The 15,574-nt window shown below is 73.0% G+C and carries 15 protein-coding genes; 11 read left to right on the forward strand and 4 right to left on the reverse strand.

Features of this window, described 5'->3' with window-relative positions:
• Positions 1 to 33 precede the first annotated feature (33 nt).
• From hutH to hutI, 5 genes are all read left to right on the forward strand, one after another.
• Positions 34 to 1,560 (forward strand): histidine ammonia-lyase, encoded by a 1,527-nt coding sequence (gene hutH, locus ABJI51_RS24060; protein ID WP_348953621.1) that lies wholly within the window; start codon positions 34 to 36, stop codon positions 1,558 to 1,560.
• The gene (gene hutU / locus ABJI51_RS24065) at positions 1,560 to 3,212 is read left to right on the forward strand and encodes a urocanate hydratase (protein WP_348953623.1); all 1,653 of its coding nucleotides are present in this window, start codon (positions 1,560 to 1,562) and stop codon (positions 3,210 to 3,212) included. The genes hutH and hutU overlap by 1 nt, the downstream gene beginning before the upstream one ends.
• On the forward strand, positions 3,209 to 4,405 hold the full coding sequence (locus ABJI51_RS24070) for an allantoate amidohydrolase (RefSeq protein ID WP_348953624.1): 1,197 nt from the start codon (positions 3,209 to 3,211) through the stop codon (positions 4,403 to 4,405). The genes hutU and ABJI51_RS24070 overlap by 4 nt, the downstream gene beginning before the upstream one ends.
• A gap of 77 nt (positions 4,406 to 4,482) precedes the next feature.
• Positions 4,483 to 5,745 carry a formimidoylglutamate deiminase gene (locus tag ABJI51_RS24075; RefSeq protein ID WP_348953970.1) on the forward strand — a complete coding sequence of 421 codons (1,263 nt, stop codon included), beginning with the start codon at positions 4,483 to 4,485 and terminating at the stop codon, positions 5,743 to 5,745.
• Positions 5,733 to 6,878 carry an imidazolonepropionase gene (gene hutI, locus ABJI51_RS24080; protein WP_348953626.1) on the forward strand — a complete coding sequence of 382 codons (1,146 nt, stop codon included), beginning with the start codon at positions 5,733 to 5,735 and terminating at the stop codon, positions 6,876 to 6,878. The genes ABJI51_RS24075 and hutI overlap by 13 nt, the downstream gene beginning before the upstream one ends.
• Before the next feature lies 1 nt (position 6,879).
• Here the strand turns inward: hutI and ABJI51_RS24085 are convergent, their stop codons facing one another.
• Positions 6,880 to 8,280, reverse strand: coding sequence for an acyltransferase (locus ABJI51_RS24085; protein WP_348953627.1), 1,401 nt, complete (start codon positions 8,278 to 8,280; stop codon positions 6,880 to 6,882).
• A 218-nt stretch (positions 8,281 to 8,498) separates the two neighbouring features.
• Between ABJI51_RS24085 and ABJI51_RS24090 the strand changes: the two genes are divergently transcribed.
• Positions 8,499 to 9,620 (forward strand): inorganic phosphate transporter, encoded by a 1,122-nt coding sequence (locus ABJI51_RS24090; protein ID WP_348953971.1) that lies wholly within the window; start codon positions 8,499 to 8,501, stop codon positions 9,618 to 9,620.
• Positions 9,621 to 9,628: 8 nt separating this feature from the next.
• The gene (locus tag ABJI51_RS24095) at positions 9,629 to 9,850 is read left to right on the forward strand and encodes a hypothetical protein (RefSeq protein WP_348953628.1); all 222 of its coding nucleotides are present in this window, start codon (positions 9,629 to 9,631) and stop codon (positions 9,848 to 9,850) included.
• Here the strand turns inward: ABJI51_RS24095 and ABJI51_RS24100 are convergent.
• On the reverse strand, positions 9,832 to 10,578 hold the full coding sequence (locus ABJI51_RS24100; protein ID WP_348953629.1) for a hypothetical protein: 747 nt from the start codon (positions 10,576 to 10,578) through the stop codon (positions 9,832 to 9,834). The two genes, ABJI51_RS24095 and ABJI51_RS24100, sit on opposite strands and share 19 nt — an antisense overlap.
• The gene (locus tag ABJI51_RS24105; protein WP_348953630.1) at positions 10,575 to 10,784 is read right to left on the reverse strand and encodes a hypothetical protein; all 210 of its coding nucleotides are present in this window, start codon (positions 10,782 to 10,784) and stop codon (positions 10,575 to 10,577) included. The genes ABJI51_RS24100 and ABJI51_RS24105 overlap by 4 nt, the downstream gene beginning before the upstream one ends.
• Positions 10,785 to 10,825: 41 nt before the next feature.
• Here ABJI51_RS24105 and ABJI51_RS24110 point away from each other — a divergent pair, with 41 nt between their 5' ends.
• From ABJI51_RS24110 to ABJI51_RS24120, 3 genes are read left to right on the forward strand one after another with little or no spacing between them, the layout of a single operon-like run.
• Complete coding sequence (locus tag ABJI51_RS24110; protein WP_348953631.1) at positions 10,826 to 11,533, forward strand: dienelactone hydrolase family protein; 708 nt, start codon at positions 10,826 to 10,828, stop codon at positions 11,531 to 11,533.
• Between the two features lie 46 nt (positions 11,534 to 11,579).
• On the forward strand, positions 11,580 to 13,160 hold the full coding sequence (locus ABJI51_RS24115; RefSeq protein WP_348953632.1) for a sensor histidine kinase: 1,581 nt from the start codon (positions 11,580 to 11,582) through the stop codon (positions 13,158 to 13,160).
• On the forward strand, positions 13,157 to 13,831 hold the full coding sequence (locus ABJI51_RS24120; RefSeq protein WP_348953633.1) for a response regulator transcription factor: 675 nt from the start codon (positions 13,157 to 13,159) through the stop codon (positions 13,829 to 13,831). Before ABJI51_RS24115 ends, ABJI51_RS24120 begins: the two co-directional genes overlap by 4 nt.
• On the opposite strand, the gene ABJI51_RS24125 is transcribed toward ABJI51_RS24120, so the two are convergent.
• Positions 13,776 to 14,912 (reverse strand): FAD-dependent monooxygenase, encoded by a 1,137-nt coding sequence (locus tag ABJI51_RS24125; RefSeq protein ID WP_348953634.1) that lies wholly within the window; start codon positions 14,910 to 14,912, stop codon positions 13,776 to 13,778. The genes ABJI51_RS24120 and ABJI51_RS24125 overlap by 56 nt on opposite strands.
• Before the next feature lie 50 nt (positions 14,913 to 14,962).
• Here ABJI51_RS24125 and ABJI51_RS24130 point away from each other — a divergent pair, with 50 nt between their 5' ends.
• Positions 14,963 to 15,505, forward strand: a complete 543-nt coding sequence (locus tag ABJI51_RS24130) for a TetR/AcrR family transcriptional regulator (protein ID WP_348953635.1) — start codon at positions 14,963 to 14,965, stop codon at positions 15,503 to 15,505.
• Positions 15,506 to 15,574: the final 69 nt, after the last annotated feature.

A 15,574-nucleotide genomic window follows, 5' to 3' on the forward strand; every position in this document is an offset into this window, starting at 1 on the left:
CCACCAGCGGTTCCGAAGGGGTGCAATGTCCCCATGCCGGAAAAAGTGCTCCTGGGCCCGGAGCCCCTGACCGCCGCCCAGGTCGTCGACGTCGTCCGCGGGCATGCGCCCGTCGGGCTCAGCGACGCGGCCGAGAAGACCCTCGCCGCGGCGCGTCAGCACATCGAGAACCTCGCCGATGCCGTCACGCCCACCTATGGCGTTTCGACCGGCTTCGGCGCGCTCGCCACCCGTCACATCCCGGTCGAGAGCCGGACCGCGCTGCAGCGGAGCCTGATCCGCTCGCACGCCGCCGGTGCCGGGCCCGCCGTCGAACCCGAGGTCGTGCGCGCGCTCATGCTGCTGCGGCTGCGGACGCTCGCCAGTGGCTACACCGGCGTCCGCCCCCGGACCGCGCAAGCGCTTGCGGCCCTGCTCAACGCCGGCATCACGCCGATCGTGCACGAGTACGGCTCGCTCGGCTGCTCCGGTGACCTCGCGCCGCTGGCCGCCGTCGCGCTCGCGCTCATGGGCGAAGGCGAGGTCACCTACCGCGGCGAAGTGATCAAGGCCGACGAAGCCCTAAAGCACGCGGGCATCGAGCCGATCGTGCTGGCCGAGAAGGAGGGCCTCGCCCTCACCAACGGCACCGACGGCATGCTCGGCATGCTCCTGCTCGCCGCCGCCGATCTGCACAACCTCCTCGACGTCGCCGACATCACCGCCGCGATGAGCGTCGAAGCGCTGCTGGGCACCGACCGTGCCTTCGCCGCCGACCTCCAGGCCCTGCGCCCGCACCCCGGCCAGGCGACGTCCGCGGCGCGGATGTGGCAGGCCCTGCAGGGCTCGAAGATCGTCGAGAGCCACCGCGGTCCCGACTGCAACCGCGTCCAGGACGCCTACTCGCTGCGGTGTGCCCCGCAGGTCCACGGCGCCGCGCGCGACAGCCTCGCCCACGCCGAGCTCGTCGGCGAGCGCGAGCTGATGTCCGCTGTGGACAATCCCGTCGTCCTCGCCGACGGCCGCGTCGAATCCAACGGGAACTTCCACGGCGCGCCCGTCGCCTACGTGCTGGACTTCCTCGCCATCCCGGTCGCCGACGTCGCCAGCATCGCCGAGCGCCGCACCGACCGGATGCTCGACAAGGCGCGTTCGCACGGCCTGCCGCCGTTCCTCGCCGACGACCCCGGTGTCGACTCCGGCCACATGATCGCCCAGTACACCCAGGCCGCCGTGGTCAGCGAGCTGAAGCGGCTCGCCGTGCCCGCGTCGGTCGACTCCATCCCGAGCAGTGCCATGCAGGAGGACCACGTCTCCATGGGCTGGTCGGCCGCGCGGAAGCTGCGCAAGGCCGTCGACGGGCTCACCACGGTTCTCGCCATCGAGCTGCTGACCGCGGCCAGGGCACTGGACTTCCGTGCGCCGCTGGAGCCTTCGCCGGTCACCGGCGCGGTGCGCGACCTGCTTCGCACCAAAGTGGACGGTCCCGGTCCCGACCGTCACCTGGCGCCCGAGATCGCGGCCGCCGAAGAACTCGTCCGCTCCGGCGCCGTCCGCGACGCCGCCCGTCTGGAGGTCTGATGTCCCGCGTCGTCCGTGCCGCCCGTGGCACCCAGCTCACCGCCAAGTCGTGGCAGACCGAAGCCGCGCTGCGGATGTTCCACAACAACCTCGACCCCGACGTCGCCGAGCGGCCCGAGGACCTGGTCGTCTACGGCGGCACCGGGAAAGCCGCGCGCAACTGGGCCAGCTTCGACGCGATCACGCGTGAACTGACCACTTTGGACACCGACGAGACGCTGCTGGTCCAGTCCGGCAAGCCGGTCGGGGTCTTCCGCACGCACGAATGGGCGCCGCGTGTGCTCATCGCCAACTCCAACCTCGTCGGCGACTGGGCGACCTGGCCGGAGTTCCGCCGGCTGGAGGCGCAGGGCCTGACCATGTACGGCCAGATGACCGCGGGCTCCTGGATCTACATCGGCACCCAGGGCATCCTGCAGGGCACGTACGAGACGTTCGCCGCCGTGGCGAAGAAGAAGTTCGGCGGCTCGCTGAAGGGCACGCTCACCGTCACCGCCGGGCTCGGCGGCATGGGCGGCGCGCAGCCGCTGGCGGTGACCATGAACGACGGCGTCGCGCTGGTCGTCGAGTGCGACCCGCAGCGCGCGCACCGCCGCGTCGAGACGCGCTACCTGGACGAGGTCGCCGACGACCTCGACGACGCCATCGCCCGCGTCAGCAAGGCGAAGAAGGAAGGCAGGCCGCTGTCGGTCGGCGTCGTCGGCAACGCCGCCGAGGTGCTGCCGGAGCTGCTGCGCCGCGGCGTCGAGGTCGACATCGTCACCGACCAGACGTCGGCGCACGACCCCCTGTCGTACCTGCCCAAGGGTGTCAGCGTCGACGACTGGCACGACTACGCGGCCAAGAAGCCCGACGAGTTCACCGACCGCTCGCGCGAGTCGATGGCCGAGCACGTCGAAGCCATGCTGGGCTTCCTGGACCGCGGCGCCGAGGTCTTCGACTACGGCAACTCCCTGCGCGGCGAGGCGAAACTCGGCGGCTGCGAGCGCGCCTTCGACTTCCCCGGCTTCGTGCCCGCCTACATCCGGCCGTTGTTCTGCGAGGGCAACGGCCCGTTCCGCTGGGCCGCGCTGTCGGGCGACCCCGAGGACATCGCCGCGACCGACCGCGCGATGCTGGAGCTGTTCCCGGAGAACGAATCCCTCGCGCGCTGGATCCGGATGGCGGGGGAGCGCGTGGCCTTCCAGGGTCTGCCCGCACGGATCTGCTGGCTCGGCTACGGCGAACGCCACCTGGCGGGCCTGCGGTTCAACGAGATGGTGGCCAGCGGGGAGCTGAAGGCGCCGGTCGTCATCGGCCGCGACCACCTCGACTCCGGCAGCGTCGCCTCGCCGTACCGCGAGACCGAGGGCATGGCCGACGGTTCCGACGCGATCGCCGACTGGCCGCTGCTCAACGCGCTGGTCAACACGTCGTCCGGGGCGAGCTGGGTGTCGATCCACCACGGCGGCGGCGTCGGCATGGGCCGGTCGATCCACGCCGGGCAGGTGTCGGTCGCCGACGGGACGCTGCTGGCCGCGCAGAAGCTCGAACGCGTGCTCACCAACGACCCCGGCATGGGCGTCATCCGGCACGTCGACGCCGGGTACGACCGCGCGGCCGAGGTCGCGGACGAGCGCGGCGTGCGGGTGCCGATGCGGGAGGACGCGTGACGGCTTCGGGCCTGTTGGAGGAGATCGGCGACGTCGGGCGCGACCCGAAGCGCGGCGGCTACTCGCGGCACGCGTTCGACGCGCCCGAGCAGGAGCTGCGGGCCTGGTTCGGCGAGCGGGCACTGGGCCTCGGGCTCGACATCGACACCGACTTCAACGGCAACATCTGGGCCTGGTGGGGGCCGCCGGGGCCGGACGCCGTCGTCACCGGCAGCCACCTCGACTCGGTGCCCGGCGGCGGCGCGTTCGACGGCCCGCTCGGCGTTGTCAGTGCGCTGGCCGCGGTGGAAACCCTGCAGGCGCGGGGTTTCCGGCCGGGCAGGCCGTTCGCGGTGGTCGTGTTCGCCGAAGAGGAAGGCGGCCGGTTCGGTGTCCCCTGCCTCGGTTCGCGCCTGCTCACCGGGACGATCGACGCGGACAAGGCGCGCGGGCTGCGGGACGCCGACGGCGTGACGTTCGCCGAGGCCGCCGCGAAAGCCGGTTTCGACCCGGAGCGGGTGGGGGCCGACCCGGGCCGCCTCGGGCTGGTCGGAAAGTTCCTGGAGCTGCACGTCGAGCAGGGCCGCGGGCTGATCGATCTCGGCTCGCCGGTGGCCGTCGGCAGCACGGTGATCGCGCACGGGCGGTGGCGGTTCTCGTTCTCCGGTCAGGGAAATCACGCCGGGGCGACGCTGCTGGCCGATCGCGCCGATCCGATGCTGCCCGCCGCCGCGACGGTCACCGCCGTCCGGCGGCTGGCCGCCGCGGTGCCGGACGCGCGGGCGACCGTCGGCCGCCTGGTCCCGACGCCGGGTGGCACCAACGTCATCGCGTCCACTGTGGACCTTTGGCTGGACGCGCGGGTGCCGGGGACGGCGACCCCGGCACTGGTCGAGGACATCGCCCACGCGGCCGAAGCGGCCGCGAAGGAAGAGGGCTGCCGGGTGAGCGTGACCCGGGAGTCCTATTCGGACGATGTCGTGTTCGACGACGCCCTGCGCCGCGACCTGGGTGGCTGGCTCGGCGGGCCGCCGGAACTGCCGACCGGCGCCGGGCACGACGCCGCGATCCTCGCCGGGTTCGTCCCGGCCGGGATGCTCTACGTGCGCAACCCGACCGGGATCAGCCACTCGCCGGAGGAGTTCGCCGAGGCCGACGACGTCGAAGCCGGTGCCGCGGCACTGGCCACGGCCCTGGAACGGCTGGCGCAGTGACCGCCGACCCGCGGGGGCGCCCCCCGATTCCAGCCTATCGCTCGGCACCGACAGTTTTCTGGTGCGAGCAGGCCTGGCTGCCGGGCGGGATCGCGGCCGGCGTCCGGATCGACGTCGCCGACGGCCGGATCACCGGCGTGACAGCCGGGGCGCCGCGCGCCGGCACCGTGCTCGCCGGGCTGACGCTGCCGGGGTTCGCGAACGGGCATTCGCACGCCTTCCACCGGGCGCTGCGCGGCCGGACGCACCACGAGCGCGGCACGTTCTGGACGTGGCGCGAGCGGATGTACGCGCTGGCCGCACGGCTCGACCCGGACAGCTACTACCGGCTCGCGCGGGGCGTGTACGCCGAGATGGTGCTGGGCGGGTACACGAGCGTCGGCGAGTTCCACTACCTGCACCACGCGCCCGGCGGGAAACCCTACGCCGACCCGAACGCGATGGGGGAGGCGCTGCGGCAGGCCGCCGCCGACGCCGGGATCCGGTTGACGCTGCTGGACACCTGCTACCTGGCCGGCGGGATCGGCGTCGAACCGGACGAGGTGCAACGGCGGTTTTCCGACGGCTCGGCCGCGGCGTGGGCTTCGCGGGTGGCCGAGCTGAAGGAGGACGCGGGATTCCGGGTCGGCGCCGCAATCCATTCGGTACGCGCGGTCCCGGCGGATCAGCTGTCCGAAGTGGACAGCGAGCGGGTGGTGCACGTCCACCTTTCGGAGCAGCGCGGCGAGAACGAGCAGTGCCAGGCCGCCTACGGCCGCACGCCGACGGAACTGCTGCACGAGCGCGGTGTGCTGACCGATCGCCTCGTCGCCGTGCACGCGACCCACCTGACCCCGGCCGACATCGGGCTGCTCGGGGCCGGGCGGGCGCGCGCGTGCTTCTGCCCGACCACCGAACGCGACCTCGGCGACGGCATCGGCCCGGCCCGCGCGCTGCGGGACGCGGGCGTGCGGCTCGGCGTCGGCAGCGACAGCAACGCCGTCGTCGACGCGTTCGAGGAGACCCGCGCGCTGGAGCTGGACGACCGGCTGGCTTCCGAGGAACGCGGCCGCTTCACCGCCGGGGAACTCCTCGAAGCAGGCACCGACCACGCCGCCGTCGGGTGGCCCGAAGCCGGACGCCTGGAGCAAGGCGCGGCGGCGGACTTCGTCACCGTGGGCCTGGATTCGGTGCGGACGGCCGGGATCGAGCCCTCCGGCGTGCTGTTCGCCGCGTCCGGCGCCGACGTGACGCACGCGGTCGTCGCGGGCCGCGAGGTCGTGCGCGACGGCGAGCACCGGCTCGTCGACCGACCGGAAACCGTTCTGGCGAAGGAGATCGAGGCACTGTGGCAGTCCTGATCACGGGCATCGGCGAACTCACCACCCACGACCCGGCACTGGGCCGCCTCGGCGACGCGGCCCTGGTCCTGGACGGCGACCGGGTCGCCTGGGTGGGCGCGGCGAAGCAGGCACCGGACGCCGACGAGCGCGTCGACGTCGAAGGCCGCGCGGTGCTGCCCGGCTGGGTCGACAGCCACACGCACCTGGTGTTCGCCGGCGACCGGACCGCGGAGTTCGAGGCGCGCATGGCGGGCAAGCCCTACACCGCGGGCGGGATCGCGACCACCGTCGGCGCGACGCGGGAGGCGTCCGACGAGCAGCTGGCCGCGAACCTGCGACGGCACGTCACGGAGGCGGCTCGCCAGGGGACGACCTGCCTGGAGACGAAGACGGGCTACGGGCTCACGGTGGCCGACGAGGCCCGCAGCGCCCGGATCGCCGGGGAGGTGACCGACGAGGTCACGTTCCTCGGCGCCCACCTGGTCCCGCCGGGCGCCGACGCGGAGTCCTATGTGGACCTGGTGTGCGGCGAAATGCTCGACGCGGTGGCGGAAAGCGTGCGCTGGGCGGACGTCTTCTGCGAGACCGGGGCGTTCGACGAAGCCCAGTCGTCACGGGTCCTGAAGGCCGCCGCCGAGCGCGGGCTCGGCCTGCGGGTGCACGGCAACCAGCTCGGCGAAGGCCCCGGCGTGCGGCTGGCGGTGGAGCTGGGCGCGGCCAGCGTCGACCACTGCACGTACCTGAGCGACGCCGACGTCGAGGCACTGGCCGCCTCGGACACGGTGGCGACGCTGCTGCCGGCGTGCGACTTGTCGACCCGGCAGCCCCTCGCCCCGGCGCGGCGGCTGCTCGACGCGGGCGCGACCGTGGCGCTGGCCAGCAACGCCAACCCGGGCAGCTCCTACACGACGTCGATGGCGTTCTGCGTCGCGACGGCGGTGCTGCAGATGCGGATGACGATCGAGGAAGCGGTCTGGTCGGCGACGGCGGGCGGCGCGAAGGCGTTGCGCCGCACCGATGTCGGCGTGCTGCGCCCCGGCGCGCGGGCGGACGTCCACGTGCTCGACGCGCCGTCGGTGACGCACCTGGCGTACCGGCCGGGCGTGCCGCTGACGTACGCGGTGTGGCGTGCCGGGGAGCGGGTGCGCTGAGTCAGACGCGGACGGCGTCCGTGGTGCGGCGTGCCGCCGTGGCCACGCCCGCGAGCGCGACCAGGCCGCACAGCCACGCGAACCAGTCGCCGAACCGGGAGTACAGGGTCTTGCCCTGGCCGAGCGGGACATCGGCGACCACCACCGAGAACGGGCGGTCGCCGGTGTGGGTGTCGGCCAGGACGTGGCCACGGGCGTCGGCCAGCATCGGCGTGCCGCGTGCCGCGCTCCAGGCCACCGAGAAGCCGTTCTCGACACCCCGGATCAGGGCGGTGCGGCTGTGCATCCAGCCGTCGGCGTCCTCATCGGACGCCGGGATCAGGACCAGGCCCGTGCCGGCCCGGCCGTATTCACCGCTGGGGTCGGCGAAGTTGACGTCCATGCACACCATCAGGCCGTTCCCGGCGAGGTACGCCGGTTCGGTGCCCGGGCGGAGGTTCTTCGCCTCGCCGTTGTGCCACTTGCGGTATTCGACCGGCTCACCGGTCGGCGGAACGGCGAGGGCGGCGTTGAACCGGCCCTCGGCGGTCGTGTCGATGACGCCGGTGACGACGTCGAGGTTCTTCGCCTGGGCCACCTGCTTGAACGCGTCGACGAGGAAGAGACGGCTGGTCTGGTCCACCGCGAACGCGGCTTCGGGCAGCACGACGGCCTGGACCCCGCCCGGCAGGCGGCCGATCTGGTCCACATAGGACTGGACGAGGGCCTGGCCGTCCGGGGTGGCGACGTTGGCCGCCCAGTGGTTCCTGCCGGGGGCGATCAGCGCGATCCGCGTCGACGGCCCGGCCGGCGGCGGCACGCTCCAGAAGGCGAGGCCGCCCAGGACGGCCGCGGTGACGATCAGCCCGGCGACCCGGGAGCGGCCCCGGATGCCGGGCGCGAGCGCGGCGGCCACGGCCGCCGGGACGAACAGCACCAGGAACTCCACGCCCCAGCCGCCGGTGACGGTGGCGATCCGCAATATCGACGGCCGGTCGGCCTGCGTCGTCATCAGGGTGCCCATGACCCCGGCCGGGTTCAGCACCGAAACGGCATACAGCGCGACGGTCCACAACGCGGGCGCCGCGAGCGCGGCCACGACGGCGTGGTTCCGCTTCACGAGCCACCGGAAAAGCCCGGCGGACAGTGCGAACAGCAGGGCGCTGCCGCCCAGGATGCCGAGCGCCACCGGCCGCGGGAGCGCCAGCGAATGCCAGAAGTAGTTCCAGGTCCCGGAACTGCCGGCGAGATAGGCGGCGAAGGCGCAGACGAGCGTCGCGGCGCCGGAGACGCGGGGTGCGAGCAGCAGGACCGGCAGCGGTGCCAGCCAGGCGAGTTCGGGCAGCGGGTCCAGGCCCGTGCCGAAGAAGAACAACACCGCCGACGCCACGGTCGCTGCGATCGCCCAGCCTGGTTTGGTCATTGTTCCCCCTTCGCCTGGGTTTCGAGGATTCCAGGCGAAGGAGGGGGAAACACTGGGCTGGACCGGAGGCTTGGGGGTGGGGTTTGCCCCACCGCGGCGCGGCCTCGGCCACCCGGCCGGTTAATACAGAGTTCAGTAATCCGTCATGTGACACTTATCGGAAGCAGCGAAGTGGATCAGTACCGTTGTCCTTGAGCAGCAACGAAAGCAGGCCCGACATGGACTTCTCGCTGATCGTGCTGGTGGTGGTCGTCGCCGCGCTGGCCTTCGACTTCACCAACGGCTTCCACGACACCGCCAACGCGATGGCCACCTCCATCGCCACCGGTGCCCTCAAGCCGAGAGCCGCCGTCGCCGTCTCGGCCGTGCTGAACCTCGCCGGCGCGTTCCTGTCGGTCGAGGTCGCGAAGACGATCTCCGGCGGGATCGTCGACGAGACCAGGGTGACGCCGGTGATCATCTTCGCCGGGCTGGTCGGGGCCATCGTGTGGAACCTGCTGACCTGGCTGGTCGGCCTGCCGTCCAGCTCCTCGCACGCCCTCTTCGGCGGGCTGATCGGCGCCACCTGGATCGCCTCCGGCGCCGACGCCGTGCACTTCGCGAAGGTCGTCGAGAAGGTCCTGATCCCCGCGCTCGCGTCGCCGGTCGTCGCCGGGATCGTCGCGACGCTGGGCACCTTCCTCGTCTACCGGATCACCGCCCGCGCGAAGCCGGACGTCGTCGGCCGGACGTTCAAGGCGGGCCAGGTCGCCTCGGCGTCGCTGGTTTCGCTGGCGCACGGCACGAACGACGCGCAGAAGACCATGGGCGTCATCACGCTGACGCTGATCGCGTCCGGCTCGCTCGCGCCGAACTCGTCGCCGCCGGTCTGGGTGATCCTCGCCGCGGGCACCGCGATCGCGCTCGGCACCTACCTCGGCGGCTGGCGGATCATCCGGACCATGGGCAAGAAGCTCACCGAGATCCGGACTCCGCAGGGTTTCGCGGCCGAGACGAGCGCCGCCGCGGTCATCCTCGCCTCGTCGCACCTCGGGTTCGCGCTGTCCACCACGCACGTCTGCTCCGGCGGCATCATCGGCTCCGGGCTGGGCCGCAAGCTCGCCGAGGTCCGCTGGGGCGTCGCGGGCAGGATGGTGATCGCCTGGGCGCTGACGCTGCCCGCCGCGGCGGCCGTCGGGGCACTCGCCGCCGAGGTGTCCACGCTCGGTACCTGGGGGACCGTGCTGGTCGGGCTGGCAGGCGCCGTCGTCGCGCAGGGCATCTACCTCGCGTCCAAGCGGAACCCGGTGCACGCCGGGAACATCGACGAGCCGGCGACGCCGGAACCGGTCCACGCCTGAGGAGTGCCGTGAACATCGACTGGAGTGCCCTCGGAGCCGTCTTCGTCGTCGCCCTCGCCTCGGTGGCCGTGCTGGCGAGCCTGTTCTCCTTCGGGGTGGCCGGGCTTTCGCAGCGCGAAGCGGCCCGGGAAGCGGGGGCTTCGGGGAGCGGTCAGCTCGCCGGTGCCGTCACCTGCTTCGCCGTCTGCGCCGCGATCATCGGGTACGGGATCTATCTGATCGTCGCCTGAGCGCGTTCCCGAAACCCGCTCGGCAGCCCGCCGAGCAGCGGCTTGAGCGTTGCCCGGCGTGGTTCGCTCAAGTGGGTCAGCAGATCCAGGGCCGGGGTCCACAGGTCCTCGTCGCGGCCTGCCGTGGTGAGCAGGCCGGCGAGCCGGTCGGCGGGCAGGAGGCCGACTACGTGGTCGATGCGGCTCTTGTCGTCGAGCACGAACGCGATGCGCAGCAGGCCGGCGTCGTCGATCTGCTCCAGGGCCCTGCGCACGGTCGGGTCGGGCAGGTGCCCGACGAACCGGCCGAGGGTGATCCAGTCCTCCTTGCGCGCCAGCTCGGCCGCGACCGCCAGGACCGTGTCCAGCGGGATGCGCGTGATGATCGCGCTCGCGCGCCGCGGGTCCAGCTCCGCCGCGACCTCGGCGAGGAACCGCGGGTGCAGGCGCTTGGCGACGTCGACGCCGCGGGCGACGTCGACCAGGCCCGCGATCCGGGCGCACAGCAGCGGGCCGAACACCTTCTCGGCGATCTTGGCCAGCACGCCGCCGGGCAGCAGCCGCGCGGCCAGCGCCATCCGCTGCAGCACCGCGATGTTCGCGTCGAACAGCGTGTCGGTGACCTGCTCGCGGAACGCCTTGAGGTCGTCGGCGTCGACGCGGGCGAGGTACTCCAGCCGCTCCGGCTCGACGTCGAGCACGCGGGCCAGCTTGAGGATCTCCGCGCGCGACGCGTAGTCCGCGGTCACAGGCCGACCGCCTTCCGGACCGCGCCGCGCAGCAGCGCGGGAACGTACTTCAGGCCTTCCTCGCCCGCTTCGGCGAGCGCTTTCGCCTGACGGCGGCGCGCGTCCCGCAGCGCGTCGGCCAGGTCCTGCCGTTCGTGCTCTTCGAGGGCCTCGATGCCCTCGGGGAGGTAGCCGCCCAACTGGTCGGCGAGTGTGCGCTCGGCCATGGTGGATCATCATGCAGCACCGCGGCCGCTACCGTGCGGATATGAGCATCGAGACGTCCACCGTCCGTGTCGGCGAACTCTCCGCCTACCTGGCTCGCCCGGCGGGCGGGTCGGTGTCCGGGATGCTGCTCCTGCCGATGATCACCGGCATCGGCGAGCAGGTGCGGGCGTGGGCCGACGAGCTGGCCGGACGCGGGTTCACGACGTTGACCTGGGACGTCTTCCACGGCGCGAGCACCGACAACACCTCCCGCGAAGACCTCGGCAAGAAGCTCGGCGGCCTGCGCGACGAGACCGTGCTGGCCGAGCAGACCGCGCTGCTCGACCACCTGCTCGGCGACCTCGGCTGCACGTCGGCCGGGGTCATCGGCTGGTGCCTCGGCGGCCGCTTCGCGCTCCTGCTCGCCGCCCGTGACCAGCGGCTTTCCGGGGTCGTCGCCTACCACCCGACGGTCCGCGACCCGGCGCCACCGAACCACGACCTCGACGCGGTCGCTTTGTCGACACAGATCACCGCGCCGGTGCTGGTCGCCTACCCGGAAGCGGACGCCGTCGTCTCGCACGAGACGTTCGCCCGCCTGCAGACGGCGTTGCAGTCACGGCCGCGCGGCGCGACGTTCACCCAGCACTTCCCGGGCGCCGAGCACGGCTTCAGCGACTCGGCGCGGCACGGCACCGCCGTCAACGCCGATGCCTTCGCGCTGTCCTGGCCGCAGACCCTGGCGTTCCTGGACACGCTGAAAGGTTGACTTTAGGCAGTGGTCGCCGCCGGTCACGCCTTGTAGCGTCGAATCCGTGCAAGAGGTGACGAAACGCCGGTGGCGGGTGGTGCTCGACGTCGCCCTCGGGGCCTTCCTGGCGTACGTCGTCGTCGCCGGCACGCTGGACACGCGGTCGTACGGGGAGCTGGCCTGCGGCCTCGTCATCGTCGCCGCGTCCGTGGTCACCGCGCGCCGGTACCCCGCCGTGTCGCTCGGCATCGCGCTGGCCGGGGCGCTCGCGGTGCCGTTCCCGGCAGGCGGTCACCTGCCGGCGTGGGTGATCTTCGTGCTGGTCGCGATGAGTTACCAGGCCGGGCTGCGGATGCCGCGCGCCCGCCCGGGGATCCTCACCGGGACGGCCTACGCGGTCCTCGGGCTGCCGATCGCGCTCGTCTTCGGCCGCGACGGCCTGGGCGACTGGGCGGAGATGGTCGCGATCCTCGTGTTCGCCGGGCTGTCGCCGTGGCTGCTCGGCCGGTACGTCCGGATGCGCGGCGAGCTGGCCCGCACCGGCTGGCGCCGCGCCGAGGAGATGGAGAGCAGGCAGCGGCTGGTCGCCGACCAGGCGCGGCTGCGCGAGCGCGCGCGGATCGCGAGCGACATGCACGACTCGCTGGGCCACGAGCTGAGCCTGATCGCCGTCCGCGCCGCCGCGCTCGAAGTCGCGGGCGGGCTCGGCGACGCCCAGCGCGACGCCGCCGCGCAGCTGCGGATCAGCGCCGCGGCGGCCACCGAGCGGCTGCGCGAGATCATCGGCGTGCTCCGCGAGGACACCGCACCGGTCGAACCGGTGCAGGGCGACCTCGGCGAGCTGCTCGCCAGGGCACGGGCCTCGGGACTGCTGATCGACGCCGAAGTGGACATCGAACAGGCGCCGCCGATGGTCGCGCTCGCCGCCTACCGTGTCGTGCAGGAAGCACTGACCAACGTGGCCAAGCACGCGCCCGGCGCCGCCGTGACGGTCCGCGTCACCGGCTCCGGCACGCTGACCGAGGTGAGCGTCGTCAACGCGGCGCCGCCCGCCGGGCCGCTGCCGGGCGCGGTGTCCGGGCACGTCGGGCTGATCGGGCTGCGCGAGCGCGTCCGGCTCGTCGGCGGCACCCTGCGCGCCGGGCCGCACGAGGGCGGGTTCGCCGTCACCGCGACGCTGCCGCACGACGCCGCGCCGGTCGAGGAGACCCCGGAACTGCGGGCGGCCGCCGACGACGAGGTCGCGGCATCGACGTCGGCGCAGGCCCTGCGGCTGGCGCGGCGGGACGTGCGGCGCAGTCTCGTCCAGGCGGTGGCCGTCCCGCTGGGGTTGTTCGCGGTGGTCCTCGCGGTCAGCGGGATCGTCTTCCTCTACCAGTGGAACTCCTCCGAACTGCCGGGGCAGGTCTACGAGCGGGCGCGGATCGGGCAGTCCCGTGCCGAGCTGGCGCCGCTGCTGCCGGAAAACCAGCGGTCCGCCCGGCCGGTGCGGGGTGAGCCGCCGCTGCCGCCGGTGCCCGGCGTGGTGTGCGAGTACTACGGCACCGGGAACTCGTGGCTCGACAACAACTACGCTGCCTACCGGCTGTGCTTTGCCGACAGCAGGCTGGTCGCCAAGGACAGGTTCGCCGAGGGGGCATCGTGATCAGGGTCGTGCTGGCCGACGACGAAGCGCTGATGCGCGCCGGGGTGGCGGCGATCCTCGGCGCGGACCCGGAGATCGAGGTCGTCGCCGAGGCCGCCGACGGCCGGTCGGCCGTCTCGCAGGCGCTCGCCACGCATCCGGACGTCGTGCTGCTGGACATCCGGATGCCCGGCCTCGACGGCCTCGGCGCCGCCGCCGAAATCCGGCGGCTGCTGCCCGCGACCGGCGTGATCATGCTGACCACGTTCGGCGAGGACGAGTACATCGAACGCGCGCTGGGCCTCGGCGCGGGCGGGTTCCTGCTGAAGTCCGGCGACCCGCGTGAGCTGCTGGCCGGCATCCACGCGGTCGCCGGTGGCGCCGCGTTCCTCTCGCCGAAGGTGGCGCAGCGGGTGATCGCCCGGCTCTCCGGGGGACAGCTGGCGCGCGCGGCCGCGGCCCGCGAGCGGATCGCCGTGCTGACCCCGCGCGAGCGGGAAGTGCTGACCCTGCTGGGTTCCGGACTGTCCAATGCGGACATCGCGGCGAAGATGTTCGTCGTCGAGGGCACGGTGAAGGCGCACGTGAGCACGATCCTGACCCGGCTCGGGGTGAAGAACCGGGTGCAGGCGGCGATCACCGCGTACGAGGCGGGACTGGTCGGGGGAGACGCGGCGGCCGCCACCCCGTGATGCCGGCGCCCATCCGGGCGGTCGCCGAGGCCGGGAGTGTCCTCAGCACGGCCGTGCGCAGGGCGATGGCCAGCGGGCTGGTCAGCTGCGGACCCAGCTTGCCCGCCCGCCGGGACTCGCGGGCGACCTTCTGGCTGCGGGGCCGTCGCTGCTCGTCGTAGCGGCGCAGCGCGGTTTCCACGGTGTCCGATGTGGACAGAGCGTGCGCGAGCACGACGGCGTCTTCGAGGGCCTGGCAGCCGCCCTGGCCGAGGAACGGCGGCATCGCGTGGGCGGCGTCGCCGAGCAGCGCGACCCGGCCCCGGACGTAGGACGGCAGCGGCGTCGCCAGGTGGTAGAGGTCGTGGTGCAGCACGGTTTCCGGCGGGGTCGCGGCGATCAGCGCCGGGATGGGGTCGTGCCAGCCGCCGAAGGTCTGCCGGAGGTTTTCCGGCGGCAGGCCCGGCTCGGTGACGTGGGCGATCCACCAGTAGACGTCACCGCCGGTCAGCGGGAGCACACCGGCCTCGGTGCCGCGGTCGTAGCTCGTGCTCAGCCGGGCGCCGGGGTGGTGGACGACGCCGCGGTAGGCCGTGCTGCCCGCGTACACCGGCTCGGGGTGGTGGGGGAAGAGCGCGCGGCGCGTCCGGCTGCGGATGCCGTCGGCCGCCACGACGAGGTCGGCCTGCAGGTCTCCGCCGGTGAAGCGGACGTGCCCGTCCTCGCGGATTTCGGTGACTTCGGCGCCGGTGCGCAGGCTCTCGGCGGGGAGGGCGTCGCGGAGCGCGGCGACGAGGTGTTTCCGGTGGATCGCGCCGAGCGGCCGCCCGTGGCGCCGTTCGAACCCGGCGGCGTCGTAGCGGGTGATCCGGCGCCCGCGGCGGTCGCGGAAGCCGCCTTCGCGCTGGACGGCGAGGTGTTCGCCGAGGTCGACGCCCAGTTCGTCGAGGCACCGCAGGGCGTTGGGCCACAGCGAGATGCCGGCGCCGACGTCGCCGAACCGCGGCGCCTGTTCGAGGACGGTGACCGTCCAGCCGATCCGGTGCAGGCCCACCGCCGCGGCCAGCCCGCCGATGCCCCCGCCGGCCACCACTGCTCTCATGACTCCTCCTCTACATCTGTAGAGGACTCTACACCTGTAGAGTGCCCGGGGTGGAGCGACTCGAAGTGATTGCCGACGCAGCCATCCAGGTGATTGCGACGGACGGCATGCGCGGCCTGACCCACCGCGCGGTCGACCGCGCGGCCGGGCTCCCGCAGGGCTCGACGTCGTACTACGCGCGCACCCGGGCGGCGCTGCTGGAGCTGACGATCGCCCGGATCATCGCGCTGGACCGGGTGGTGCCCCCGGCGCCGGGCGGGCCGGCGGAGTCCGTGGCGCGGTACGTGTTCGAGGCGATCACGACGGGCCGGACCCGGATGCTGGCCCGCTACGAGTTCGCGCTGGAGGCCACCCGCCGCCCGGAGCTGCGAGCGGCGTACGACGAGGGCGGCCTGCTCATCCGCCGCCAAGCGGCGGAAATGCTGGCGGAGGCGGGCTCACCGGACCCGCAGCGGCACGCGGGCCTGATCGTCGACTGGATGGAGGGGACGATCTTCGGCGCACTGGCCGGTTCCTCGCCGGAGCCGACACTGGAGTCGCTGACCAGCAGCGCACGGGAGATCCTGGCGGGAATCGGCCTGGGCGGCGAGTGATGCTTGGGCGGTCTGCCGCGGCTTGTCGTGAGTGAGAAACAGTGTTCTAACCCTGTTTCTCACTCACGA

Origin of the sequence: Amycolatopsis melonis (genome assembly GCF_040064235.1) — a bacterium.
Taxonomy (GTDB): domain Bacteria; phylum Actinomycetota; class Actinomycetes; order Mycobacteriales; family Pseudonocardiaceae; genus Amycolatopsis; species Amycolatopsis melonis.